The sequence below is a fragment of the Streptomyces sp. NPDC020958 genome, from assembly GCF_055562175.1.
In genome coordinates, this window is sequence record NZ_JBVHFU010000001.1 from 917,571 (window position 1) to 942,269 (window position 24,699).

Consider the following 24,699-nt stretch of genomic DNA (forward strand, 5'->3'; position numbering starts at 1 on the left):
CGCCGGCGCATCGCCGCCGGCCCCCTCCGGCGGTGTGTCAGGCGCCGCTCTCGCGGAGCATGTCCTCGCGCTCGACGAGCTTGACGCGCTCACGGCCCTGCGGCTCGCCCAGCGCCTTCTCGGCGGCGTCCAGCCGGTACCAGCCCTCCCAGGTGGTGAAGCGGACGTTCCGCTCGGCGAGGAAGGCGTCCACGGCCTCCGGCGCGGGCGCCTGCGGGGTGTGCAGCCGGCCATCCGCGTAGTCCGCCAGCAGGTTGGCCACCGTCTCGTTGGCGTCGCCCTTGGTGTGGCCGATCAGACCGACCGGCCCGCGCCGGATCCAGCCGGTGACGTAGGTCGACTGGAGGTGGTTGCCGCTCTCCTCGATGACCCGGCCGCCCTCGTCCGGGACGGTGCCCGAGTCGATGTCCCAGGGGAGCTTCGGCAGCTTGTCGGAGAGGTAGCCGACGGCGCGGTAGACCGCGGTGACGTCCCAGTCCTTGAACTCGCCGGTGCCCTTCACGTTGCCGGTGCCGTCCAGGGCGGTGCGCTCGGTGCGCAGTCCGACGACCTTGCCGTCCGCGCCGAGGATCTCCACCGGGGACTCGAAGAAGTGCAGGAAGAGCTTGTGGGGGCGGTCGCCGACGTCGCGGATCGCCCAGTTCTCCAGGGTCTTGGCGACCATGTCGGCCTGCTTGTTGCCGCGCCGGGTCTCGATCGAACCGGCGTCGTAGTCGATGTCCTCGGGGTCGACGACGACCTCGATGGTGGGGGAGTGGTCCAGCTCCCGCAGCTCCATCGGGGAGAACTTCGCCTGCGCCGGACCCCGGCGGCCGAAGACGTGCACCTCAAGGGCCTTGTTGGCCTTCAGGCCGTCGTAGACGTTCGGCGGGATCTCGGTGGGGAGCAGCTCGTCGGCGGTCTTGGCGAGGACGCGGGCCACGTCCAGGGCGACGTTGCCGACGCCGAGCACCGCGACCTTCTCGGCCTCCAGCGGCCAGGTGCGCGGCACGTCCGGGTGGCCGTCGTACCAGGAGACGAAGTCGGCGGCGCCGTAGGAGCCGTCCAGCTCGATGCCGGGTATCCGCAGCTCGCGGTCGGCGGTCGCGCCGGTCGAGAAGATCACGGCGTCGTAGAAGGAGCGCAGGTCGTCGAGGCTGATGTCGGACGGGTAGTCCACGTTGCCGAAGAGGCGGATCTGCGGCTTGTCGAGCACCTGGTGCAGGGCCGTGATGATGCCCTTGATGCGCGGGTGGTCGGGGGCGACGCCGTAACGGATCAGGCCGAACGGGGCGGGCATCCGCTCGAAGAGGTCGATGGACACGCCGGGCTCGGCGGCCACCTCGGACTTGAGCAGGGCGTCGGCGGCGTAGATCCCGGCCGGGCCGGCTCCGACGATGGCTACCCGCAGGGGGCGCGGCATGATCAGGTTCCCTTCGAGCGGTGGCAGTCGATCGCGTGAGGACGATCGATCTCGAACGGGAAGCCTAAACTAAGGCAGTCCTAAGTTAGTACGCGGGTCCGGTCTATGACCTCATAAGGCGATCTTATGGCCCATCCCGGGTCCGGCTTATGCCCGGGAACGGTAGCCGGTGCCCCCAGGTGCTTGGCGGCCGCCCCGGCCGTGCACCACCCTGTCCTCTGCGGCGCACCGAGGCGCGGTGGGTCCGAGGGCGAGGGGTGAGGGCGTGGACGCACGCGGGGCGAGAACCGTCGCGGTGACCGGCGGCAGCGGGTTCGTCGGCAGCCATCTGGTACGACGGCTGCTGGAGCGGGGCTACCGGGTCCACGCGACCGTGCGCAGCACCTCCGACGCGGCGAAGGTCCGGCCGCTGTGGGACCTCCAGGAGGCGTTTCCCGGACGACTGGCCCTGTTCCGTGCCGATCTGCTCCGGGACGGCTCCTTCGACGAGGCGTTCCGCGGCTGCGCGACCGTCTTCCACGTGGCCTCGCCGTTCCTGATGCCGGAGCGGATCAAGGACGGCCGACGGGACGTGGTGGACCCGGCGCTGCTCGGCACCCGCAACGTCCTCGGGAGCGTGGGCCGTACCCCCGAGGTGACGACCCTGGTGTTCACCTCCACCGTCGGCGCGATCTTCGGGGACTACGCCGACGTCCGTGAGATGCCCGGCCAGGTGCTGACGGAGCAGTACTTCAACACCACCAGCACGGTGGCGGACAACCCGTACCACTACGCCAAGACGATCGCCGAACGCGCCGCCTGGGACGCCGCGGCCGCCCAGGACCGCTGGCGCATGGTGTCGGTCAACCCCGGCCTGGTCCTGGGGCCGTCTCTCGCGCCCGCCTCGGAGTCCGGCAGCCTGTTCCTGCTGGACGAACTGTTCAAGGGCTACTTCTGGTACGGCGCCCCGGACTTCAGTTTCACCACCGTGGACGTCCGCGACGTGGCCGACGCGCACATCGCGGCGGCGGAGAACCCCGCGGCCAAGGGCCGTTACATCGTCGCCCACGAGACGATGACGTCGTTCCTCGAGATGTCCCGGATCGTCCGCACCCGCCACCGCAGGGACCCGCGGCTGCCGCGCACCGCGCTCCCGCACTGGCCGGTACGGATCCTGGGCCCGCTCTTCGGCCTCACCCAGGACTACATGCGCAAGCACCTCGGTATCCGCTTCCGCGTCGACAACAGCCGCGGCGTCCGCGAACTGGGCCTCGTCTACCGGCCGGTCGAGGAGACCCTCCTCGACCACCACGAGAGCTGGCGCACGCGGCGGCGGAGGGTCTGACGCCCTCCGACGCCCGGCTCCCTCCCGGCTATGCGGGGCGGACCACCCGGTGGATCGCCGACTCCCCGGCGTTGTAGATCGACTCCTCCCGGATGGACGCTCCCGGGCTGGGCGCGTGGATCATCGTGCCGCCACCCGCGTAGATTCCGACGTGGCTGTCGTTGTCGAAGAAGAAGACCAGGTCACCGGGTTCGACGGCGGCCAGCGTCACCGGGGTGCCGGCCAGCGTCTGCTCCGGCGCGGTACGAGGCAGCGTGACGCCCGCGGCCCGCCAGGCGGCCTGGGTGAGGCTGGAGCAGTCGTACGACTCCGGTCCGGTCGCCCCCCAGACACACGGCCGCCCGATCTGCGCCCGCGCGAACTCCAGAGCCTTCATGGCCTTGCCGGGCTCGGCCACGGCAACGGCCTGGGGGAAGGAGGCGGGCGCGGGGGCCACGGCGGTGACCACCGGGACGGCGGGGGTCGGCGCCATGGGGGGCGCGGTCATGACCGGGGCGGGCGCGGTGGCCATCGCGGCAGCGGGCGTGGCCACAGGAGCCGCGGCCACGGCCGTGGGCATCGGAGCGGACGGCACCGGCACCGGCACCGGCATCGGCACCGGCATCGGCGTGGGGATTGGTGCGGGGGGCGGGGTCAGCGGCATGGCGGTGGCGTAGCCGGGGGCCGCGGGCTGCGTTCCGGTGGTGTACGCGGCAGCGGCCGTGCCTGCCGCGGGGGCCTCGGGGTAGGCGCCCATGCCGAGGTCGGCCGGCGGGTAGGCGGGCATGGCGGGCACGGCCGGCATGACCGCGGTGGGCGCCTGAGCCGCGCTGTCGTACCCACCCGTGGGGAAGCCCATCCCGGGGGCGGCCGCGGGCGCGGTGGCGTAGGTGGCGGCGTAGGCGGCCGCCTGCGGCGACATGACCTGGAAGGAGCCGGTGTCGATCGGTGCGGGTGCGGGTGCGGGTGCGGGTGCGGGTGCGGCGGCGGGAGCGGGCATGGGTGCGGGCGCGACGATCGGGAAGGCGCCCGAGTCGGCCGAGGTAGAGGACGGCATCGGGAACGTGCCGGTCGCGCCCGGCGTCATGATGCGGAAGGAACCGGTGTCCGCCGGGGACGGTGCGGCGGCCGGGCCCGGGTCCCGCGGGGCCGGGCCCGGCATCGGGAAGGTACCCGTACCGCCCGGCGTCATGACGCGGAAGCCGCCGCTGTCCGTCATGGGGTTCGTGGCGGGGGTGGTGTCGGTGGCACCGGGCGTCATGACGCGGAAGCCGCCGCTGTCGGTCATGGGGTTCGTGGCGGCGATGGAGGCGGGGGTCATGACGCGGAAGGCGCCGCTGTCGGTCATGGGGTTCATGGCCTGGGCGGCGTCGCCGGCTCCGGGGGGCATGGTGCGGTAGGAACCCGTGTCCGCCGGCGGCATGGTCTGGGCCGCGCCGGCGCCCGGGGTCATGACGCGGAAACCGCCGGTGTCCATGGCGGGTACGGGTGGGATCGCTCCGGTCTCCGTCACGGTCATCGCCGGCAGCACGCCCGTGCCGGCCAGGGCGTCGGTCCGGAAGGAGCCGGAGTCCGTGCGCTGGGCGGGGATGCCGACGGCGGCCGTCGACCAGTCCTGCGCCGGGACCCGGGTCTCGGGCATCGGCCAAGGGCTCTGCGACGCCTGGGCGGGCTGCACGGCCGGTGCGGGCTGCGGGGCCCGGGAGGCTTCGTGGGGCGCGACCGCCGGCTGCCCGGTGCGCTGCGAGAGCAGCTCACGCGCCTTGGCGACCTTCAGCTGGCTCTTGGTCTTGGAGGTGCCCGGCGCGGTCCGGCGCGGCGCGGCCGCGGACAGGGCCTTGGGCGGGCTCGACGGGGTCGGCCCGCCCGCGGGCACCGCCGCGGCCGGGCCCGCCGTCAGCTCCAGCTTCGGGCGCTCCGCCGGCAGCTCACGGACGACCTCGACGTCGCTCTGCGCGGACGGCCCCGCGGGCAGCGCCGGTCGGGACGGCCCGGAGCCCTCCAACTGGCCGAGCAGGTCGGCGGCCATGGCGCTGACCGGCCGGCGCGGGCCGGGCCGCTCGGGCATCCGGTCGGACGGCAGCGCGGCCGGCACACTCGGTCCCAGCTTCGCCCGGGCGCCCTCGAACCACTCCCGGGCGATGTTGTCGAGGCCCGGGTCGTCAGTGCGCTGCCGCTTGAAGAGCGGGACACCGCGTGAGCGTGAACCGCCGTTCATCGCCCGTGTGGCGTTGTAGTTCCCGGTGGCGTTCTCGGCCTGGTCGTAGAGGTTGTTGATCCGCTGTCGAACCTCGTCACGGCTCTCGGACGCCATGGGGGTCGTGCTCCTTCCGTGCTCCGCCTACCGGGGGTTCGGGCCTGGAATCCGGAAGGTATGCCCTACGGCCGGTGCCTGCCAGGCATTCGGCCGATTCACCCCAGTGGTGGACTCGGCGGAGGCCGCGCGGCCCGACGGGATTCGCCGGGGGGAGCCGAGCGGCTTGACGTCAACTTAGCCAACTTGTGTCACTCGTGTGAAGGTTGACGTGCGTAATGTCCGATACGTATTTGTGATGTTCGTCGTACTGTTCGGTATGGGTATACGTGGCGCGGCATTTCGCCCGCGCGGCGCTCACAGTCGGACGACCACCAGCGCGGTGTCGTCGGTCGCGCCGTCCGGCGGCAGCAGCTCGCCCAGCACGGCGTCGGCGAGCTCCTCCGGCTCCGACTCGCGGTTGCCGGAAAGGGATCGGGCGAGCCGGCGCAGTCCGGTGTCGATGTCCTCGCGGCGGCGCTCGACCAGTCCGTCGGTGTAGAGGACGAGCGTCGCCCCGTCGTCGAACGCGGTGACGGCCTGGGGGCGTGGCCGCGGATCGGGGCGGGCGTCGAGCGGGGGATCGGTGGCCCGGTCGAGGAACTCCACCCGGCCGTCGGGGTGCAGCAGGGCGGGCGGCGGGTGCCCGGCGCTGCTGTAGGTGACCGTGTGCCGGTAGAAGTCGACGAACGCCGTCACCGCCGTGGCCGACTCGGCGCCGTCCACCACGTGCGCGTACCGCCCCAGCACGTCGAGTGCCTGGGCGGGGCCCTCGGCCACCCGGGACGCCGCGGTCAGCGCGCTGCGCAACTGCCCCATCACGCAGGCCGCTTCGAGCCCGTGCCCGACCACGTCGCCCACCGAGACGGCGACCCGGTCCCCACCGACGAGGTCGACCAGGTCGTACCAGTCGCCGCACACGTTCAGCCCGCCGGTCGCGGGCCGGTAGCGTACGGCCGCCCGGTGCCGCCCCAGCTTCCGGGGGGCGGGGAGCATCGCCTCCTGGAGGGCGACGGCCACCTCGCGCTCCTTGCTGTGCGCCTGCCGCAGCCGCTCGTTGATCTCTTGCAACTCGCCCGCCCGCCGGTACAGTTCGGCCTCCAGCACCTCTGCCCGCCCGTCAACGGCGGCCCGGCGGGCCCGGATCAGTTCGGTGACCTCCTCCACCCGGTGCACCAGCAGGACGACCTTGCCGTCCTGGTCGAGCAAGGGCACGTTCACCGGGCTCCAGTAGCGCTCCTCCCAGTACCCGGGCCGGCCCGGGACCTGCACGTCGTACCGCTGGAGGGCCATCGTGTCGCGTTTGCCGGTGGCGAGGACCCGCCGCAGCGAGCACTCGAGATTGCGCATGCCGGTGGCGCTCGGGTCGTCGGGGTTGTCCGGGAAGACGTCGAACAGATACCGCCCCACCACCTCCTCGCGCCTGCGTCCGGCCATGCGCAGGAACTCGGCGTTGACGTCCGCGTACACCAGGTCCGGGGTCAGCAGGGCCACCATCCCGGGCAGGTTCTGGAAGACCGCCGCGTAGTCGATCTCCGCACCGCTCATGCCGTCGCTCATGACAGGGGTCACCTCCCCGCCGCGTTCGCACCAGTTTCGCACGGAAAGCGCGGTGTGTGCCGTGCGACCTGTTCCACTTTCGCTCCCGCCCTCCCCGTCACTGCCTCCCCCGTCGGCGTCCCGGGGCGGCGCGGGGGTCGAGGACGTCGGCGACGCCTTACCGCACGGGCTCGTTGACCGTCCGTCACATTACCGAAACGTAACCTGACGGTTGCTACCCGCGGTAACCGCGTGCTGGTTACCGTCAGGTAAACCGCACCCGCCCCGTCGGCCGCTCCGGGGGCGCCCGCTCCACCCCCACCCTCACCCTCACCCCCACCCTCACCCCACCTCCCACGCCCCGGCACGCCCAGGAGGCTCCCCATGCCTGTCCGCGTTCGTCTGCTGGCCACCGCCGTCGTCGCCGCCGCCTGCCTCTGTCTCCAGACCTTGCAGGCCACGGCGTCCCAGGCGGAGGTCTCCCGGGGTGTCACCATCCCGGCCTTCTACGACCCGCCCGCCACCCTGCCCGCGGCCGACGGCGCCCTCGTCCGCACCGCGCCCCTTCCGCTGGCCCTCAGCCTGCCGAGCCTGCCCGGACCGCTGCCGGGCACCGCGACCCGGCTGATGTACAAGTCCACCGACTCGGCCGGCCGGCCGGTCGCGGTCACCGGCGCCTACCTCGAACCGGCGTTCCCCTGGCTCGGCCCCGGCGCCCGCCCACTGGTCGCCCTGGCCCCCGGCACCATGGGCCAGGGCGACCAGTGCGCGGCCTCCATGGGCCTGGAGCACCCGTTGCTCCTCAACGGCCGGACGGTGTCCGTCGGTTACGAGGACCTGTCCGTCTACCGGCTGCTCGCCGAGGGGGTCGCGGTCGTCGTCACCGACTACGTCGGGCTCGGCGCCACCGACCGGCTGCACACCTACGTCAACCGGCTGGACGGTGCGCACGCCGTCCTGGACGCCGTGCGGGCCGCGCGGCACGTGCCCGGCGCCTCGGTCACCGCGGCCTCGCGGGTGGGTCTGTTCGGGTACAGCCAGGGCGGCGGCGCCACCGCCGCGGCCGCCGAGATCCAGCCCGGCTACGCCCCGGACGTCACCCTCTCCGGCACCTACTCCGGGGCGCCGCCCGCCGACCTCACCGCCGTCACCGCGGCCATCGACGGCAGCGACCTGGCCGGTGCCCTCGGCTGGGCGGTGAACGGGTTCGTCCAGTCCGACCCGGCGCTGAAGCCGATCGTCGACGCCCACCTCGGCGCGGCGGGCCGGGCCGCCCTCACCGACCTGTCCACGATGTGCGTCGGGGACGCGCTCCTCGCCTACGGCTCCCGGCACAGCTCCGCCTGGACGAGTGACGGCAGCTCCATCTCCGACGTCATCGCCGAGGAGCCGGCGCTGCGGGCCTTCCTGGACGGGCAGCGCATCGGCGGGACGGCGCCGGTGAGTCCGGTACGGCTCGCGACCGGCGTCAGCGACGACCTCGTACCGCATGCGCAGGCCCGGCAGCTGGCCGTCGACTGGTGCGGCGAAGGGGCGGACGTCACCTATGTGCCGGTCGTCCTGCCGGACGCGGGCCGCGCCCTGCTGAACCACCTGGCGCCCCTGCTCACCGACCAGGGCGACGCCATCGCCTGGCTGACAGCCCGGCTCTTCGGTGTGCCGGCCGGCTCCAACTGCCGGACCCTGCCCGCACAGCCGTGAGCGACGCCCCCGCTTGCCGACGGCGGGCATCGCGGGGCAGGCTGCCGGTGTGCCCACCTTGCTGATCGTCCATCACACCCCCTCGCCGCACTGCCAGGCCATGTTCGAGGCCGTGGTCTCCGGGGCGACCGCCCCGGAGATCGAGGGGGTGCGGGTGGTACGGCGGGCCGCCCTGTCCGCCACCGCCTCCGACGTGCTCGCGGCCGACGGGTACCTGCTCGGCACCCCGGCCAACCTCGGCTATCTCTCCGGGGCCCTCAAGCACTTCTTCGACCAGATCTACTACCCGTGTCTGGACGGGACGCGGGGCCGCCCCTTCGGCGCCTACGTGCACGGCGGCAACGACGTCACCGGCGCCCTGCGCGCCCTGGACACCATCACGACCGGCCTCGACTGGCGAAAGGCGGCCGAACCGGTCACGGTGACCGGCGAGCCCACTAAGGCCGACCTCGAGGCCTGCTGGGAACTGGGAGCGACCCTCGCGGCCGGCCTGTCGACGGACCGCTGAGCGCCCCGCCGCGGCGGCGTTGCCCGCCCGTACGGCCGAGTGGCGGGTGGTGGGGGTCAGGGAGCCGGGACGGTGTGGGGTTGGTCCGGTCCGGGTTTCGGGCGGGTGCGGGTCCAGGACGGGTCGGCGGCGAGGTCAGGGGTGGGGGGACGGTCCATGGGTCGACGGGTCTCCTGAGATGTGGGGGGTGGAACACTCGTCCGGTGCCGTCGACAGCTCGGCCCAGACGACGCGAGCGGAGGATCCCTCCGGGCCGACCTGCACGCCCCAGTCGAGGCTGAGCGCGTCGACCAGGAACAGCCCGCGGCCGTTCTGCTCGTCGGGTCTCGCCTGCCGGGGAGCCGGCAGCGTGAAACCGCCGTTCTGGTCCTCGACCTCGATGCGGACCCGGTCGTCGGTGGCCTGTACCCGGCACACGATCCGGCGGCCCGCGGAGTGCACGATCGCGTTGGTGACCAGTTCGGAGGTCACCAGCACCGCGTTGTCGCGGGCCTCGTCGGGCACCCCCCAGATGCCGAGCAGTTCGCCCACGCTCCGGCGGGCGTTGCCCACCGCGCGGGGCGTCGGCGCCAGATCGAAGACGCGGCTGCGCGGGGCGGGTCGGTCCCCGGAGGCGAACCGGTCGAGGCCTTGCGGCCCAGGGAGTCGACCGAGGCGTTCGCCTCCGGGTGGTCCGGGGATGCCCGTCACGTCGGACGGGCGGTGCGGGCCCTCGGCGGCGGCCATCAGGGCCGGCCGGGGCGGACCGGGTATCCGGTCGTCGGGGAGTCGGTCGAGCGGCTGGGGGAGAGAGGGCGGGGCCATCGCCGTGCGCCTTTCGTCCGGCTTCGCAGCGTGGGGCTGAGCGGTCTCGTCCGCCCCGGGCCGCCCGGGGGCAGACGACGACCCGTGCCTGGACGGCACCGGGTCACAGCTCAGTCTCCCCCAACTGCTCTGCTTCGCCCGCTCCTTGGTCGGCCGGAGCAGTAAGCCCACTCTGGCATCTGCCAACATCGTCTCGCAACCAGCAAGTTGAAAATTGCAAGAAGTGAAGTGCATGCTGCTCCCGACAAGAAGTGATCGAATGAGTCCGCGATCCGATCACGAGCCCGTGAGACGGTGACCCTGAAACCTGGTGTGAGGGGGTAGGGCGTGACCTCGGAGACCGACTGGGGCGGTGCCCCTTCCGTCCTGCGCATGATCCTGGGCCGGCAACTGGAGGAGATGCGCACGCGGGCCGGACTCAGCTACGAGCAGGCCGCCGCCGCGATCGGCGTCAGCCACTCCACGATCCGCCGGATGGAAGCCGCCAAGGTCGCCCGGCTCCGGCTCGCGGACGCCGAGAAACTGCTGCAGACGTACGGTGTGACGGACCCCCAGGAGGTCGACACCTTCCTGCAGTCCGTCCGCGAGGCCAACAAGCGCGGCTGGTGGCACACCTACCGCGACGTGATGCCGGACTGGTTCGCCGCGTACCTGAGCCTGGAACAGGCCGCGTTGCAGATCCGCGCCTACGAGAACCAGTTCGTGCACGGCCTGTTGCAGACCCGTGAGTACGCCGCCGCCCTGCTCGGCGCCGGCAACCCGCACGCCCCGTCGGAGGCCACCGAGCGCATGGTGGCGCTGCGGATGCGCCGCCAGGAGCTGATCACCCGACAGGCACCGCCCCGGCTGTGGGTCGTGATGGACGAGACGGTACTGCGCTGGCCGGTCGGCGGCGCCGAGGTCATGCGCGCCCAGATCGACCACCTGATCGAGATCAACCGGCTGCCCCACGTCACCGTGCAGATCATGCCGTTCGCCAACGGCCCGCACCCCGCCATGCGCGCGGGGGCGTACCACCTCTTCCGGTTCAAGGCACCCGAACTGCCCGACATCGTCTATCTCAACGGCCTGGTGGGCGCCGTCTACCTGGACAAGAGCGCCGACGTCGTGGTCTACCGCGAGGCTCTGGACCGGCTGGGCGCCCAGGCGGCGCCCGCCAGAAAGACCGAGGTCCTCCTCGGTGCGATTCGCAAGGAGCTCTGACGTGCACCACCCCGTACACAACGGCGTCCCGTCCCGGCAACTCGGCGCGCGCGGCTGGTCCAAGCCGTGGAGCGACGACGCCGGCGGCGCCTGCGTGGAAGTGAAGAAGCTCGCCGACGGCCGGGTCGCGGTACGCCAGTCGACCGACCCCGACGGCCCCGCCCTGGTCTTCACACCCCGCGAGATGACGACCTTCCTGACCGGCGTGAAGGCGGGTGACGCCGACTTCCTGATGTGAGCCTTCCCCTGGGAACTTCCTTGCTATAGCTGATCGTTCACACACCCCCGCATCCCCCTCACCGGAATGGGAGACACGGCGTTGCCCGAAAACGGATGGCCGGCCGACCGCATCGACACCGAGAACGCGCACTCCGCGCGGATCTACGACTACATCCTGGGCGGCAAGGACTTCTACCCCGCCGACCAGGAAGCGGGTGACGCCATGGCCCACGAGTGGCCGGCGCTCCCGATCCACATGCGCGCCAACCGCGACTGGATGAACCGTGCCGTGCGCTGGCTCGCCGAGGAGGCGGGCATGCGCCAGTTCCTGGACGTCGGCACCGGCATCCCCACCTCCCCGAACCTCCACGAGATAGCCCAGGCGGTGTCCCCGGACTCCCGGGTCGTCTACGTGGACAACGACCCGATCGTCCTCACCCTGTCCCAGGGCCTGCTCTCCAGCACGCCCGAGGGCAAGACGGCGTACATCGAGGCTGACTTCCGCGACCTGACGGGCCTCTTCGACACCCCCGAACTGCGCGAGACGCTCGACCTCGACAAGCCGGTGGCGCTGACGGTGATCGCCATCGTGCACTTCATGCTCGACGAGGACGACGCGGTCGGTGTCGTACGACGGCTGCTCGAACCGCTGCCCTCCGGCAGCTACCTGGCGATGTCCATCGGCACCGCCGAGTTCGCGCCCGAGGAGGTGGGCCGGGTCGCCCGCGAGTACGCGGCCCGCAACATGCCGATGCGGCTGCGCACCATCGACGAGGCCCACGAGTTCTTCGAGGGTCTCGAACTGGTCGAGCCCGGCATCGTGCAGGTGCACAAGTGGCACCCGGACGGCACCGGCGAGGAAGGCATCCGCGACGAGGACATCGCGATGTACGGAGCGGTCGCCCGCAAGCCGTGACCTGGACCCCGTGCCGGGACCGGGCTCACCTTCCCGGTCCCGGCACGGATCGACGTCAGGGCCGGGCCGAGCCGTGTCCGAGGACGCCGTGCTGGCGGCGGCGGTGCACGGCCGCGGTGCGGTGCAGGGCGATCAGGGCCGCGTCGTCACCGAGCCGCCCTCCCGCGTGGGCCAGCAGATCGCGGCGGATGTGGTGCATCAACGACTCGGGAGCGGCGTCGGTCCACTGCGCGACCCGCTCCGCGAGCGGGTAGAAGCGGCCCTGCCCGTCCCGTGCCTCGACCACGCCGTCGGTGTACAGCAGCAGGGTGTCGCCCGGCTCGAAGGAGAAGACGTCCAAGGTGTGCTCGGGGCCGTCCGCGCCGGGCACCCCCAGGGGCGGCGACGGATGCAGGCTCGGCACGGTGACCACATGCCCCGGGCTGAGCAGCAGGGGTGGCGGATGGCCGGCACTGGTCATCCGGGTCAGCGGGTCCTCGTCGGGGATCTCGACCAGCAGCGCGGTGACGAACCGCTCGCCCGCCTCCTCCGGAGCGTCCAGCTCCGCGGAGTAGCGCTGCACGCTCTGCTCCAGGGAGGTCGCCAGCTCCGGCAGGGCGACATGCCGGTGGGAGGACTCCCGGAAGGCGCCCAGCAGCAGCGCCGCCTCGCCGATCGCGGACAGCCCCTTGCCCCGGACGTCCCCGATCAGCACCCGGACCGCGCGGTCGCCGCGGGCGGCCGCGTACAGATCACCGCCGATCTGCGCCTCGTCCTCGGCGGCCAGGTACAGCGAGGCGACCCGCAGCGGCCCGATGTACTCGGGCAGCGGCCACATCAGCACGTGCTGCGCGGCCTCGGCGACCGTCCGTACCTGGGCCAGCTGGGCGCGCCGGCGCTCCCGGACCGCGCTGTAGACCACCACGATGGCCGAGAGCAGCACCAGGGTGACGATCTGCACGATGTGGTTCGCGGTGCCCAGCCCGCCGTGGAAGACGGCGATCACGATCTGGGCGGCCACCGCGAGCGCTCCGACCAGCGCGGTCGACCGGGGGCCCGCGAAGGACGGCGTGAGCGCGGGGGCGATGACCAGGGCGGGGCCCAGATGGATGTCCTCGGGCGTGCGGAGGTCCGCCACCATGATCACCACGATCAGTGCGATCGGTAGCAGCAGCAGGGCGTGCGAGGACTGCCACGACTGTCGCGGCATCGCGACCCTCCACCGGCTCCCCATGACTACCAGCGTGCGGCACCGCCACGCGCCCGGCCACCGCGAGCCGACCGGGCGCGACCGGCGGACTACAGGTTCACGGAGCGCATGCCGGACTCGTCGTAGCGCTCGCCCGCTGCCTTCGGCACCTCGGCGTCGATCCGGGCCAGGTCGTCCTTGCTCAGCTCGACGTCCACGGCGCCCGCGTTCTGCTCCAGGTAGCTGCGGCGCTTGGTGCCGGGGATCGGGACGATGCCGTCACCCTGGGCCAGCACCCAGGCGAGGGCCAGCTGCGCCGGGGTGACCTCCTTCTCGGCGGCGATCTCCTTCACCTTGGCGGCGAGCCGCAGGTTGGCGTCCAGGTTGTCGCCGGTGAAGCGGGGCCCGTTGCGCCGGAAGTCGTTCGCGTCGAGCTCGTCGGGGGAGGAGAACCGGCCGGCGAGGAAGCCGCGGCCCAGCGGCGAGTACGGGACGAACCCGATGCCCAGCTCCCGGCAGGTCGGGATGACCCCGTCCTCCGGGTCGCGGGTCCACAGCGAGTACTCGGTCTGCACGGCCGTGATCGGGTGCACCGCGTGCGCCCGCCGGATCGTCTCGGGGCTCGCCTCGCTCAGCCCGATGTGCCGCACCTTGCCCTCGGCGACCAGCTCGGCCATCGCGCCGACGGTCTCCTCGATCGGCACGTTCGGGTCGACGCGGTGCTGGTAGTACAGGTCGATGTAGTCGGTGCCGAGCCGCTCCAGCGAGCCGTGCACGGAGCTGCGGACGTGCTCGGCCGAACCGTCCTGGCGGCCGATGCTGCTCATGTCGCCCGGTACGGCGTGGTCCATCCGGTAGTTGAACTTCGTGGCGATCACGTACTCGTCCCGGTGCCCCCGGACCGCCTCGCCCACCAGCGTCTCGTTGGTGAGCGGACCGTAGAGCTGGGCGGTGTCGAGGAAGGTGACGCCGAGTTCCAGCGCGCGGTGGATGGTCTTGACGCCCTCGTCCTCGTCGGCGCTGCCGTAGAAGGCCGACATCCCCATGCAGCCGAGGCCGATGGCGGAAACCGGCAGATCCCGCAGAGTGCGCTGTCGCATGTGACTCCCAGCCTTTCCTGCTGATTGGTGCTGTGCCTGGGACGCTACGACTTGAAGCGCACTCGAAGTCAAACGCGGACGGTCCGGGGCAGGGCGTGCCGCGGCCCGGACCGTCCGACACGCGTCAGGACGTGAGCCGGACCGGCAGTTCGAAGAGGTCGTTCTGGGTGACCACCGGCTTGTTGCGCAGCTCGGACGCGGGCACCGCGAGATCCAGGCCGGGGAAGCGGTCATAGAGCGCGGGCAGCGCGACCCCCGCCTCCAGCCGGGAGAGCGCCGCACCCGGGCAGACGTGCGGCCCGTGCCCGAAGGAGATGTGCCGGTTCCTCGACTCACGAGTGACGTCGAACTCCCCGGCGCTCGGCCCGTGCGCCTCCTCGTCCCGGCCGATCGCGGCGTACGACACGATCAGCGCGTCGCCCGCCGGCAGCACCCTGTCGCCCACCGGGATGTCCTCGGTGGCGAACCGGATCAGCACGTGCGAGGTCGGGGTGGACCAGCGCAGGGTCTCCTCGACCACCGCCGACCAGTCCACCTCCCCGGCGAGCACGGCGGCCCGCTGCTCGGGATGGGTGGAGAGGTTGACCACGGCGTTCACGATCAGGGAGATGGTGGTCTCGTGACCGGCCGCCACCATCAGCTGAAGGGTGGAGACGATCTCCTCGTCCGTGAGGTGGTCGCCGTCCTCGGAGGCCAGGATCAGCGCGCTGGTCAGGTCGTCGCCGGGTTCGGCCCGTTTGGCGGCCACGGTCGCCGCCATGATCCCGGCCAGCTCGGTGAGGGTCGCGATGACCTCGGCGGGCGGGGTCTGGGTGGAGAAGAACTTCTCGAACAGCACCTTCAGGCGGGGCAGTGCGGCATCGTCGATGCCCATCAGGTCGGCGATGACGTACATGGGCAGGGGGTAGGCGAAGGCCGCCTTGAGGTCGACGCGCTCCGCGTCCGCGGGGAGGGCGTCCAGGAGGTCCTGGGTGAGCTTCTGGATCCGCTCCCGCATCTGCTCCACCCGGCGCGGGGTGAGCGCCTGCGCGACCAGTGTGCGCATCCGGCGGTGGTCGGCGCCGTCCACGGTCAGCATCGAACGACCGGGGTTGGCGAGGCCGATCAGCGGCCAGTCCGGCGCTATCTCCCCGCGCTGCCAGGCGCCCCACACGTTGATGTCCTTGACCAGGCGCGGGTCGGTCAGCAGCGCCTTCGCCTCGGCATGGCGGGTGACGGCCCAGACCGGCACCCCGCCGGGCAGTTCCACGGCGGCGAGCGGGCCGGCGGCGCGCAGCCGCGCGCTCTCGCCGTCCAGATCGGTGACGAAGGGGTCGAGGGCGATCCGGGCTTGTTCGATACCGGTCGTCATCGTGACGTGCCTCCCAGGGCGGGGTCGGGTAACTGCGCCATGCGGTGCTGCGCCTGTCTCTCGGTGCGGATCGGAGGATCAGTGGGCGGGTACGGGGGTGAACCGGACGGGCAGCGCCGTCAGCCCGCGCAGCCACGGCGAGGGCCGCCGGGTGAGGGCGTCGGCGGGGACCGCCAGGTCGATGTCCGGGAGCCGGTCGAGGACGACCTCGATCCCGGTCCTGGCGATCACCTCGGCGACCTCCTGGGCGGGGAACGGGCAGCGGTGCTCGCCGTGCCCGAAGGAGAAGTGCGCGTTGTTGCCGCCGGTCAGCGCGGAGGCGTCGGTGCGCACCTGCGGATCGGAGTTGGCGCCCTGCAGGCCGAGGATCAGCAGGTCGCCGGCGCGGATCCGGCGGCCGCCCAGCTGGGTGTCCCGGGACGCCCAGCGGCCGGCGATGTTCTGGCTGGGGGTGTCCTCCCACAGCACCTCGTTCATCGCCTCGGCGACACTGTTGCGGCCACCGAACAGGGAGGCGGCGAACCGGTCGTCGGTGAGCATCAGGCGCAGCGAGTTGCCGATCCAGTCGGCGGTCGGCTGGTGCCCGGCCGCCATCATGACCATCAGGTCCTGCATGATCTCTTCGTCGGTGAACCCGCTCTCGTCCTGGAGCATCCGGGACACCACGTCGTCGGCCGGATCCGCCTTGCGGTCGGCGAGCAACTGCGCCATGGAGGAGGCCAGGTGCTGCTGCCCGGCGATCGCCCGGTCACGGCCGTCGATCATGTCGTTGAGCGCGGTGACCAGGCCGGGGCCCTCCTCGTCGGAGAAGCCGTACAGCCGCGCCAGCACCCGCACCGGCAGCAGCATCGCGTACTGGCCGATCAGGTCGGCCTCGCCGCTGGTGCACAGCCCGTCGATCAGCTCGTCCGCGAACCGCTCGGCGTGACCGCGCAGGACGAACGGGTCGACGGCCTCCAGCGCGTCGCTGATCATCCCGGCACGCTCGCGGTGCCGCTCGCCGACCGTGTAGAGGATCGACGGCTGCTTGCGGCCGATCATCGGCAGCAGCGGCCAGTCGTCGGGGATCAGGTCCCACTGGTTCCACAACTCCGAGTCCCGGCTGAACAGCACCGGATCCCCGGTCACCTGGTGCAGCTCGCGGTAGCCGAGCACCAGCCACGCGGGCACGTCCCCGTCCAGCACGACGGGGGTCACGGCGCCGTGGTCGCGCCGCATCTCCCGGTACAGACGCGCCGGTTCGGTCTGGAACCGGGGGCCGCCGAGCGGCACGGCTTCGGGGGTCACGCGAACTCCTGTCGGGGCAGGTCCGCCGGCGCGGACGGGCCGGCGTACCGGTTCTTGACGTGCTGGACGAGCGTGATCAGCACCTGCTTGCCGGACTCCCGGGAGCGGGCGTCGCAGGTCAGCAGCGGGACGTGCGGATCCAGGTCGAGGGCGTGCCGGACGTCCTCGGGCGGGTGTACGGCGCCGCCGAAGTCGTTGCAGGCCACGATGAACGGGGTGCCGTGCTTCTCCAGGCGGTCGATGGCGTACCAGGAGTCGTCGATCCGCCGGGTGTCCACGAGCACGACCGCGCCGAGGGTGCCGGAGAACAGCCGGTCCCACAGGAACCAGAACCGCTCCTGGCCCGGCGCCCCGAACAGGTACAGCACGTTGCGGGCGTCCAGCGTGATCCGGCCGAAGTCGAAGGCGACGGTGGTGGCGGACTTGCCACGGACCTCGCGGATGTCGTCGACCCCCTCGCCGGCCTGGGTCATCGTCTCCTCGGTGTTGAGGGGACGGATCTCGCTGACCGAGCGGACCAGGGTGGTCTTGCCGACGCCGAAGCCGCCCACGACCACGATCTTGAAACCGTTGTCGGCGGAGGCACCCAACGGGGTGCGCGCGTCAGAGGTTGCGGAGTCCAACGAGCACCTGCTCCAGGATGTCGGGATCGGTGATGGCCGGCCGGTACGGGTGGCGGGCACTGACCCGGCCGGCCGCCAGCAGGTCGCCCAGCAGGATCTTGGTGATGCTCACCGGCAGCCCCAGCTCCGCCGCGATCTCGACCACGGAGACCGGGAACTCGGCCAGCCGCAGGATCGCCGCGTGCTCCGACTGCATGCCGGTGGCCGGCTCCGACTCGGCCACGACCAGCGTGACCAGGTCGAAGGGGTTGTCGGGGCCGACGCCGCTGCGACCGCCGGTGATGGTGTACAGACGGTCGGGCGCGTCGTCCCTGCCGGGCCGGCTCATGCGGTGCGGGGCTGCGCGGTCAGATGTTCGCCGAGCTGCTCGACCAGTTCGCTCATGTTGTGCCCGACCAGACCCGGTTCGGCGTCCTCGCTGGTCACCACGGCCAGGTGGGCTCCCTCGCCGGCCTCCACGATGAACAGCACGCCCCCGTAGAACTCGGTCATCGCCGACCGCACGCCGCCGCTGCCGTCGCCGAACTCGACGGACGCCCCGTGCGACAGCGACTGGATGCCGGCGGCGATCGCCGCGAGTTGGTCGGCCTGGTCGACGGAGAGCTCCGGCGTACGGCAGAGCTTGAGCCCGTCGCGGGAGAGCACGAGGGCGTGTCGCGCGCCGGGGGTGCGCTCCAGGAGGCCCTCGATGAGCCAGGTGAGCTTGGAGTCGGCGGTGGTCCTGCCGGTCATGAAGTGGGGTCGCCTTCCGAATGCGCGTGCGGGTGGGAGATGTGCTCGGGTTCGGACTCCGGGTGGGGCGCGGGGACCGGGTCGTGCGCGGGAGTGGGGGCATACCGGGCCGACGTCTCACCGGAGCCGGCGGGGGAGTCCGGGGCCCGGTCGACCTGGTGGGTGGAGGGGGCGGTCGGGGCCGGGGCGGGTGGGCGGACGGCCTGGCGGAAGCTGCTGAAGCGGGCGGCGCGGACCCGGGCGTCCTCGGCGGTGGGCGCGGGGCGCGGCTCCTCCGGCTGGGGCGCCGACCTGCGCTCGGCCTCGGCGAGGGTCCGGCCGCGGCGCCGCCTGGGCAGCCCGGTGGGCCCTGCCTCGTCCTCGTCGGGCTCGGCGTCCGCCGCGGACTCGTGCACGGGGGCCGGGTCCAGCGGGGCTGGCTCGGGCGCGGGCGCCTGCGGCGCCTGGGGGAGCGCCGGTTCGTCACCGACCGCGGTGGTCAGCAGCTCCTGCGGAATGAGCATCAGCACCCCGGTGCCCCCGCGCGCCGACGGCCGGAACGACACCTTCAGGCCGTGCTTGCCGGCCAGCCGGCCCACCACCGCGAGACCGAGCCGGGTGCCGGTGAGCCCGCCCAGCCCGGTGGTGTCGCCGGAGACCGCCCGCTCGGCGCGGCGCAGTTGCACGTCGCCCATCACCAGTCCGCTGTCCTCCACGGACACGATGACCCCGGCCGGCACCTCCTCCACGTACACGTGGACCTCGGCCGTCGGCGGCGAGAAGTTGGCCGCGTTGTCGAGGAGTTCGGCCAGCGCGTGCATGACCCCCTCGGCGGCGTGTCCGGCGACGGCCGCCTCGCTCACCGAGTGCACCCGCACCCGGCGGTAGCCGCTGATCCGGCCCATGGCCCCGCGCAGGATGGACTCCATGCCGATCGGACGCGCCCAGCGGCGGCCGGAACGCGCCCCGGTCAGTACCGCGATGGAGTCGGCGAGCCGGCCCGCCTGGGCCGTGCGGTGGTCGAGGTGCAGCAGGTCCGCCAGCACGTCCTCGTCGGTGTGCCGCTCCTCCATGCTCCGCAGGTCGGCGAGGGTGGCGGTGGCCAGGGCCTGCATCCGGCCCGCCGCGTTGCCGGCGGCGGCGATCGCGGCGGCCCGCTCCCGGGACGCCTGGTCCAGCGCGGCGGTGAGCCGGGTGTGCTCCTGCCGGTACCAGTCCAGTTCCTGACCGGTGTCCTCCTGGAGGCGGGCCCGTTCCTGCTCGAAGGACTCCGCGAACTCGCTTCGCTGCTGGGCGAGTTCGTCGATGAGGCGCTGCTGCTCCTGGCGCGCCTCCTCGGTCGTGCGGGCCTGCTGCTGGAGCAGCCTTCCGATGTCCTGGGTCACCGTCTCCAGCCGGCGCCGGGCGGCGCGCGCGGTCCGCGCCGCGTGGACGGCCCAGGTCACCGCGGCGCACAGCAACAGCGCGGCCGCGCTCGCCCCGAGGGCGAGGGGCGTGCGCACCGAGGCCGGGGCGGCGGTCACCGCGGCGACGACCGCGAGAGCCGAGACGCCGGCCGTCAGTACGACGGTCGGAGCAAGCGTGCGGAGGGACGGTCGGTCGCCGGGAGGCGTGGGCGCGGTCATCAGTCCGGTCAGGTCCTCGGAGCAGGTGGGGATGGTGATCCGGTAAATGAGTTGTGACGCTCGGTGTTGAACTGCGCGTCACTATACGAGAGTTCGTGATCGAAACAGAACGCTTCCGGCCGCATTGCCTGGTCGAGCAGACACCGTCCCCGGGGTTTCACCGGTCGGCAGCGCGGTACCCAGGGCGGCGGCCACCTCGTCGGAGGGGGATCGGGAGGGGGGACGCGAGGGCGACCGGCAGGGTTCCGTCGTGGACAAGTGATAAACGCGACGCCGGAATTCGACCAGTAGTAGCTCCCGCATCGTCGCAAATGATCCAAACGTCTATACGATGACGCGTGGCACGGCCGGGACGCGGAGAACCTCTTCGTGTGCAGGCCGGCGGCGGGCCGGTGTCGAGGGGGGCGATGCCTTCATGAGGGGCGACTGGAGCCAGGTGGCCGCGGGAGCGGTCCGGTTCGTCCGGCGCACGCTGCGCGGCGAATGGCACGCCATCGTGGTGGACCCGGTACGGCAGCTCGTGCGCCGCGGGCTCTCCGGGATCGTGCTCGCCTTCGTGGCCGCGTTCGGCGTCATCTTCTTCCACGGCATCGCCCAGCACCCCCTCGGCAGACGACTGGTGTGGCACCTCGGCGGCGTCACCGCCGACCTGCCCCTGTGGCTCTCCCTGCTGCGCACCCCCGTCTCGCTCTACGTCCCGGCGCTCGACCTGCCGGTCTGGGCGGGCATCACCCAGCTCTTCCTCGCCTTCGCCCTCGCCGAACTCGCGCTCGGCCGGGGCCGGACCCTCGCCGTCGCGTACCTCACCACCCTGGCGGGCACCATGACCGCCCGGGTGATGGTCGCGCTGGGCCCCGGCTGGTGGGGGTTCGGACTGCCCCCCGAGGCGGGCCGGATCCTCGACACCGGGCCGTCCGCCGCGGTCGTCGGTCTGTTCACCTACCTGTCGGTGGTCCGCCGGGCACCGGTCGTCTTCACCCTGACCGGCGGCTCGATGGTGTGGGAGTCCGTCGCCGTCCCCAACCTCGCCGGCCGCGAGCACCTGATCGCGGTGGCCTCGGCGATCGTCCTCGGCCTGCTGCACGGCCGCCGGCTGCCCGTCCCGGCCCGGATCGTCGCGCGCCTGGTCACGCCCCCGTCGCCGCCCCGCTCGGACCCGCCGGTCCGCCGGCCGGGCCCTCCGGTCCACCGCCCCGGCCCCCAGCGCCACCCCGTACCGTCCTACCGGCTCCCCTGAGACACCCCGACCCCGTCGGCCACCCCGTGACCGCCCAGGCCACGCGGCGGACCCGCCAGACCGTTCAACGACGTCAATGTGATGGTTTTCGCACGTCGGCCCCCGCGGGCAACCCCTAAGGTTGCGGCGAGCTACGGCAGGTCACGGCAGGGCGCGGCTGACACCATGGTGTGTGTCGCCGGCAGGCTGAAGGGATCCAGGCATGTTCCGCAAGGTGCTGGTCGCCAACCGTGGAGAGATCGCCATCCGCGCGTTCCGCGCGGGCTACGAGCTGGGAGCGCGCACGGTCGCGGTGTTCCCGTACGAGGACCGCAACTCGCTGCACCGGCTGAAGGCCGACGAGGCCTACGAGATCGGGGAACCGGGGCATCCGGTGCGCGCCTACCTCTCCGTCGAGGAGATCGTGGCCGCCGCCCGGCGCGCCGGGGCCGACGCCGTCTACCCCGGCTACGGGTTCCTCTCGGAGAACCCGGAACTCGCCCGCGCCTGCGAACAGGCGGGCATCACGTTCGTCGGACCGAGCGCCCAGACACTGGAACTGACCGGCAACAAGGCCCGCGCGGTAGCCGCCGCACGCGCCGCCGGCGTACCGGTCCTCGGCTCCTCCGCGCCCTCCAACGACGTCGAGGAACTGGTCAGGGCCGCCGACGGGATCGGCTTCCCGGTGTTCGTGAAGGCCGTCGCGGGCGGCGGCGGCCGCGGCATGCGCCGGGTCGAGGACCCGGCGGCGCTGCGCGAGTCCATCGAGCAGGCTTCCCGGGAGGCCGCCTCCGCGTTCGGCGACCCGACGGTCTTCCTGGAGAAGGCCGTCGTCGACCCCCGCCACATCGAGGTGCAGATCCTCGCCGACGGCGAGGGCAACGTCATCCACCTCTTCGAGCGGGACTGCTCCCTGCAGCGCCGCCACCAGAAGGTCATCGAGCTGGCCCCCGCGCCCAACCTCGACCCGGAACTCCGGGACCGCATCTGCGCCGACGCGGTCCGCTTCGCCCGCGAGATCGGCTACCGCAACGCCGGCACCGTCGAGTTCCTCCTCGACCGCGACGGCAACCACGTCTTCATCGAGATGAACCCGCGCATCCAGGTCGAGCACACGGTCACCGAGGAGGTCACCGACGTCGACCTGGTCCAGGCCCAGATGCGCATCGCCGCCGGCGAGACCCTCGCCGACCTCGGGCTCTCCCAGGAGACGGTGAAGCTGCACGGCGCGGCCCTGCAGTGCCGTATCACCACCGAGGACCCGGCCAACGGCTTCCGCCCCGACACCGGCCGCATCAGCGCGTACCGGTCCCCGGGCGGCTCCGGCATCCGGCTCGACGGCGGCACCACCCACGCCGGCACCGAGATCAGCGCGCACTTCGACTCGATGCTGGTCAAGCTCACCTGCCGGGGGCGGGACTTCAAGGCCGCCATCGGCCGCGCCCGGCGCGCCGTCGCCGAGTTCCGCATCCGCGGCGTGGCCACCAACATCCCGTTCCTCCAGGCCGTGCTCGACGACCCCGACTTCCAGGCCGGCCGGATCACCACGTCCTTCATCGAACAGCGCCCGCACCTGCTGACCGCCCGCACCTCCGCCGACCGCGGCACCAAGCTGCTCACCTACCTGGCCGACGTCACCGTCAACAAGCCGCACGGCGACCGGCCCCACCTGGTCGAGTCGACCAGCAAGCTGCCCCCGCTGCCGGCCGGCGAGCCCCCGGCCGGCTCCCGGCAGCGCCTGGTCGAGCTCGGCCCCGAGGGCTTCGCCCACTGGCTGCGCGCTTCGCCCACCATCGGCATCACCGACACCACCTTCCGCGACGCCCACCAGTCCCTGCTCGCCACCCGGGTGCGCACCAAGGACCTCCTCGCCGTCGCCCCGGTCGTCGCCCGCACCCTGCCCGAACTGCTCTCCCTGGAGTGCTGGGGCGGCGCCACCTACGACGTGGCGCTGCGCTTCCTCGCCGAGGACCCCTGGGAGCGGCTCGCGGCGCTGCGCGAGGCGGTCCCCAACATCTGCCTCCAGATGCTGCTGCGCGGCCGCAACACCGTCGGCTACACCCCCTACCCGACCGAGGTCACGGACGCCTTCGTGCAGGAGGCCGCCGCCACCGGCATCGACATCTTCCGCATCTTCGACGCCCTCAACGACGTCGGCCGGATGCGCCCCGCCATCCAGGCCGTACGGGAGACGGGCACCGCGATCGCCGAGGTCGCCCTCTGCTACACCGCCGACCTGTCCGATCCGGGTGAGCGGCTCTACACCCTCGACTACTACCTGCGGCTCGCCGAGCAGATCGTGGACGCGGGCGCGCACATCCTCGCCGTCAAGGACATGGCGGGCCTGCTGCGCGCCCCCGCCGCCGCCAAGCTGGTCTCGGCGCTGCGCCGCGAGTTCGACCTCCCGGTCCACCTGCACACCCACGACACCGCGGGCGGCCAGCTGGCCACTTACCTCGCCGCGATCCAGGCGGGCGCGGACGCGGTGGACGGCGCGGTGGCCTCCATGGCCGGTACGACCTCCCAGCCCTCCCTGTCGGCGATCGTGGCCGCCACCGACCACTCGGAGCGTCCCACCGGGCTCGACCTGCGGGCCGTCGAGGACCTGGAGCCGTACTGGGAGAGCGTCCGCAAGGTCTACGCGCCCTTCGAGGCGGGCCTCGCCGCACCGACCGGCCGCGTCTACCACCACGAGATCCCCGGCGGCCAGCTCTCCAACCTGCGCACCCAGGCCGTGGCCCTCGGCCTCGGCGACCGCTTCGAGGACATCGAGGCGATGTACGAGGCCGCCGACCGCATCCTCGGCCGCCTGGTCAAGGTCACCCCGTCCTCCAAGGTGGTCGGCGACCTCGCCCTGCACCTGGTCGGCGCCGGGGTGAAGCCCGAGGACTTCGAGGCGACCCCCGACAAGTTCGACATCCCGGACTCGGTGATCGGCTTCCTGCGTGGTGAGCTGGGCACCCCGCCCGGCGGCTGGCCGGAGCCGTTCCGCACCAAGGCACTCCAGGGCCGCGCCCCGGCCAAGCCGGCACCCGAGCTGTCCACCGAGGACCGCGAGGGCCTCGCCAAGGAGCCCCGCACGACCCTCAACCGGCTGCTGTTCCCGGCACCCACCCGCGAGTTCGAGACCCATCGCCAGACCTACGGCGACACCAGCGTCCTCGACAGCAAGGACTTCTTCTACGGGCTGCGCCCGGGCAAGGAGTACGCGGTGGACCTGGAGCCCGGCGTCCGGCTGCTGATCGAGCTGCAGGCCGTCGGCGAGGCCGACGAACGCGGTATGCGCACGGTGATGTCGAGCCTCAACGGCCAGCTGCGGCCCATCCAGATCCGCGACCGCGCCGCGGCCTCCGACATCCCGGCCACCGAGAAGGCCGACCGCGGCAACCCGGGGCACGTCGCGGCCCCGTTCGCCGGAGTCGTCACCCTCGCGGTGACCGAGGGCACGGAGGTCGAGGCGGGCGCCACGGTGGCCACGATCGAGGCCATGAAGATGGAGGCCACCATCACCGCCCCGAAGGCAGGCCGGATCTCCCGGCTGGCCATCAACCGCATCCAGCAGGTGGAGGGCGGTGACCTGCTGGTCGAGATCGCCTGATCCCGGACGCGGGGGGGGGGGGGGGGGCGGGGGGGGGGGGGGGGGCCCCCCCCCCCCCCCCCCCCCCCCCCCCCGCCTCCGAAGGCGCCGAAGTAGTTGAGCAGGGGGAGGCCGATGAGGACGGAGACGGCG

At 72.6% G+C, this 24,699-nt stretch carries 20 protein-coding genes; 8 read left to right on the forward strand and 12 right to left on the reverse strand.

All coding sequences use genetic code 11. The annotated features are described in order from the left end of the window. Nucleotides 1-37 precede the first annotated feature (37 nt). On the reverse strand, nt 38-1,402 hold the full coding sequence (locus ACZ3KP_RS04185) for an FAD-dependent oxidoreductase (protein WP_366890640.1): 1,365 nt from the start codon (nt 1,400-1,402) through the stop codon (nt 38-40). A gap of 265 nt (nt 1,403-1,667) precedes the next feature. On the opposite strand from ACZ3KP_RS04185, the gene ACZ3KP_RS04190 reads away from it, so the two are divergent. Further along, the gene (locus ACZ3KP_RS04190) at nt 1,668-2,726 is read left to right on the forward strand and encodes an NAD-dependent epimerase/dehydratase family protein (protein WP_467496158.1); all 1,059 of its coding nucleotides are present in this window, start codon (nt 1,668-1,670) and stop codon (nt 2,724-2,726) included. A gap of 28 nt (nt 2,727-2,754) precedes the next feature. On the opposite strand, the gene ACZ3KP_RS04195 is transcribed toward ACZ3KP_RS04190, so the two are convergent. Together ACZ3KP_RS04195 and ACZ3KP_RS04200 are read right to left on the reverse strand one after the other, a co-directional pair. Next, a complete protein-coding gene (locus tag ACZ3KP_RS04195) occupies nt 2,755-5,019 on the reverse strand; it encodes a C40 family peptidase (protein ID WP_467496160.1) in 2,265 nt (754 codons plus the stop codon). Between the two features lie 297 nt (nt 5,020-5,316). Continuing rightward, a complete protein-coding gene (locus ACZ3KP_RS04200; RefSeq protein WP_467496773.1) occupies nt 5,317-6,546 on the reverse strand; it encodes a PP2C family protein-serine/threonine phosphatase in 1,230 nt (409 codons plus the stop codon). 375 nt (nt 6,547-6,921) lie between these two features. Here ACZ3KP_RS04200 and ACZ3KP_RS04205 point away from each other — a divergent pair, with 375 nt between their 5' ends. Further along, entirely contained in the window at nt 6,922-8,238 is a 1,317-nt protein-coding gene (locus ACZ3KP_RS04205) for a lipase family protein (RefSeq protein ID WP_467496161.1), read from the forward strand. A gap of 49 nt (nt 8,239-8,287) precedes the next feature. Further along, nucleotides 8,288-8,746 carry a flavodoxin family protein gene (locus ACZ3KP_RS04210; protein WP_467496163.1) on the forward strand — a complete coding sequence of 153 codons (459 nt, stop codon included), beginning with the start codon at nt 8,288-8,290 and terminating at the stop codon, nt 8,744-8,746. Nucleotides 8,747-8,881: 135 nt separating this feature from the next. Here ACZ3KP_RS04210 and ACZ3KP_RS04215 read toward each other — a convergent pair whose 3' ends face one another. Next, nucleotides 8,882-9,550 (reverse strand): ATP-binding protein, encoded by a 669-nt coding sequence (locus tag ACZ3KP_RS04215; RefSeq protein ID WP_467496165.1) that lies wholly within the window; start codon nt 9,548-9,550, stop codon nt 8,882-8,884. A 327-nt stretch (nt 9,551-9,877) separates the two neighbouring features. Here ACZ3KP_RS04215 and ACZ3KP_RS04220 point away from each other — a divergent pair, with 327 nt between their 5' ends. From ACZ3KP_RS04220 to ACZ3KP_RS04230, 3 genes are all read left to right on the forward strand, one after another. Further along, on the forward strand, nt 9,878-10,753 hold the full coding sequence (locus ACZ3KP_RS04220; protein WP_467496167.1) for a helix-turn-helix domain-containing protein: 876 nt from the start codon (nt 9,878-9,880) through the stop codon (nt 10,751-10,753). A 1-nt stretch (nt 10,754) separates the two neighbouring features. After that, a complete protein-coding gene (locus ACZ3KP_RS04225) occupies nt 10,755-10,991 on the forward strand; it encodes a DUF397 domain-containing protein (RefSeq protein WP_132893314.1) in 237 nt (78 codons plus the stop codon). Between the two features lie 81 nt (nt 10,992-11,072). Further along, entirely contained in the window at nt 11,073-11,888 is an 816-nt protein-coding gene (locus tag ACZ3KP_RS04230; protein ID WP_467496169.1) for an SAM-dependent methyltransferase, read from the forward strand. Nucleotides 11,889-11,943: 55 nt separating this feature from the next. Here the strand turns inward: ACZ3KP_RS04230 and ACZ3KP_RS04235 are convergent, their stop codons facing one another. The 8 genes from ACZ3KP_RS04235 to ACZ3KP_RS04270 all read right to left on the reverse strand — a co-directional run bounded on the left by ACZ3KP_RS04235 (nt 11,944) and on the right by ACZ3KP_RS04270 (nt 19,753). Then, complete coding sequence (locus tag ACZ3KP_RS04235) at nt 11,944-13,077, reverse strand: PP2C family protein-serine/threonine phosphatase (RefSeq protein WP_467496171.1); 1,134 nt, start codon at nt 13,075-13,077, stop codon at nt 11,944-11,946. A gap of 89 nt (nt 13,078-13,166) precedes the next feature. Then, nucleotides 13,167-14,156, reverse strand: a complete 990-nt coding sequence (locus ACZ3KP_RS04240; protein ID WP_467496173.1) for an aldo/keto reductase — start codon at nt 14,154-14,156, stop codon at nt 13,167-13,169. Nucleotides 14,157-14,280: 124 nt separating this feature from the next. Further along, a complete protein-coding gene (locus ACZ3KP_RS04245; RefSeq protein WP_358979141.1) occupies nt 14,281-15,507 on the reverse strand; it encodes a cytochrome P450 family protein in 1,227 nt (408 codons plus the stop codon). A gap of 78 nt (nt 15,508-15,585) precedes the next feature. Continuing rightward, complete coding sequence (locus ACZ3KP_RS04250) at nt 15,586-16,794, reverse strand: cytochrome P450 (RefSeq protein ID WP_358979138.1); 1,209 nt, start codon at nt 16,792-16,794, stop codon at nt 15,586-15,588. Further along, the gene (locus ACZ3KP_RS04255) at nt 16,791-17,417 is read right to left on the reverse strand and encodes a GTP-binding protein (RefSeq protein ID WP_467496175.1); all 627 of its coding nucleotides are present in this window, start codon (nt 17,415-17,417) and stop codon (nt 16,791-16,793) included. The genes ACZ3KP_RS04250 and ACZ3KP_RS04255 overlap by 4 nt, the downstream gene beginning before the upstream one ends. Continuing rightward, nucleotides 17,398-17,745, reverse strand: a complete 348-nt coding sequence (locus tag ACZ3KP_RS04260; protein ID WP_132893303.1) for a DUF742 domain-containing protein — start codon at nt 17,743-17,745, stop codon at nt 17,398-17,400. The genes ACZ3KP_RS04255 and ACZ3KP_RS04260 overlap by 20 nt, the downstream gene beginning before the upstream one ends. Further along, complete coding sequence (locus tag ACZ3KP_RS04265; protein WP_132893301.1) at nt 17,742-18,149, reverse strand: roadblock/LC7 domain-containing protein; 408 nt, start codon at nt 18,147-18,149, stop codon at nt 17,742-17,744. The genes ACZ3KP_RS04260 and ACZ3KP_RS04265 overlap by 4 nt, the downstream gene beginning before the upstream one ends. Next, on the reverse strand, nt 18,146-19,753 hold the full coding sequence (locus ACZ3KP_RS04270; protein ID WP_467496177.1) for an ATP-binding protein: 1,608 nt from the start codon (nt 19,751-19,753) through the stop codon (nt 18,146-18,148). Before ACZ3KP_RS04270 ends, ACZ3KP_RS04265 begins: the two co-directional genes overlap by 4 nt. 415 nt (nt 19,754-20,168) lie before the next feature. Here ACZ3KP_RS04270 and ACZ3KP_RS04275 point away from each other — a divergent pair, with 415 nt between their 5' ends. Beyond that, on the forward strand, nt 20,169-20,990 hold the full coding sequence (locus ACZ3KP_RS04275) for a hypothetical protein (RefSeq protein ID WP_467496179.1): 822 nt from the start codon (nt 20,169-20,171) through the stop codon (nt 20,988-20,990). A gap of 202 nt (nt 20,991-21,192) precedes the next feature. Then, a complete protein-coding gene (locus ACZ3KP_RS04280; RefSeq protein ID WP_467496181.1) occupies nt 21,193-24,567 on the forward strand; it encodes a pyruvate carboxylase in 3,375 nt (1,124 codons plus the stop codon). Nucleotides 24,568-24,699: the final 132 nt, after the last annotated feature.

Coding starts and splice junctions, on each gene's coding strand:
- ACZ3KP_RS04185 (WP_366890640.1), bottom strand. CDS start 1,402: ATGCCGCGCCCCCTGCGGGTAGCCATCGTCGGAGCCGGCCCGGCCGGG.
- ACZ3KP_RS04245 (WP_358979141.1), bottom strand. CDS start 15,507: ATGACGACCGGTATCGAACAAGCCCGGATCGCCCTCGACCCCTTCGTC.
- ACZ3KP_RS04260 (WP_132893303.1), bottom strand. CDS start 17,745: ATGAGCCGGCCCGGCAGGGACGACGCGCCCGACCGTCTGTACACCATC.
- ACZ3KP_RS04195 (WP_467496160.1), bottom strand. CDS start 5,019: ATGGCGTCCGAGAGCCGTGACGAGGTTCGACAGCGGATCAACAACCTC.
- ACZ3KP_RS04215 (WP_467496165.1), bottom strand. CDS start 9,550: ATGGCCCCGCCCTCTCTCCCCCAGCCGCTCGACCGACTCCCCGACGAC.
- ACZ3KP_RS04280 (WP_467496181.1), top strand. CDS start 21,193: ATGTTCCGCAAGGTGCTGGTCGCCAACCGTGGAGAGATCGCCATCCGC.
- ACZ3KP_RS04240 (WP_467496173.1), bottom strand. CDS start 14,156: ATGCGACAGCGCACTCTGCGGGATCTGCCGGTTTCCGCCATCGGCCTC.
- ACZ3KP_RS04275 (WP_467496179.1), top strand. CDS start 20,169: ATGAGGGGCGACTGGAGCCAGGTGGCCGCGGGAGCGGTCCGGTTCGTC.
- ACZ3KP_RS04200 (WP_467496773.1), bottom strand. CDS start 6,546: ATGAGCGGTGCGGAGATCGACTACGCGGCGGTCTTCCAGAACCTGCCC.
- ACZ3KP_RS04270 (WP_467496177.1), bottom strand. CDS start 19,753: ATGACCGCGCCCACGCCTCCCGGCGACCGACCGTCCCTCCGCACGCTT.
- ACZ3KP_RS04205 (WP_467496161.1), top strand. CDS start 6,922: ATGCCTGTCCGCGTTCGTCTGCTGGCCACCGCCGTCGTCGCCGCCGCC.
- ACZ3KP_RS04235 (WP_467496171.1), bottom strand. CDS start 13,077: ATGCCGCGACAGTCGTGGCAGTCCTCGCACGCCCTGCTGCTGCTACCG.
- ACZ3KP_RS04265 (WP_132893301.1), bottom strand. CDS start 18,149: ATGACCGGCAGGACCACCGCCGACTCCAAGCTCACCTGGCTCATCGAG.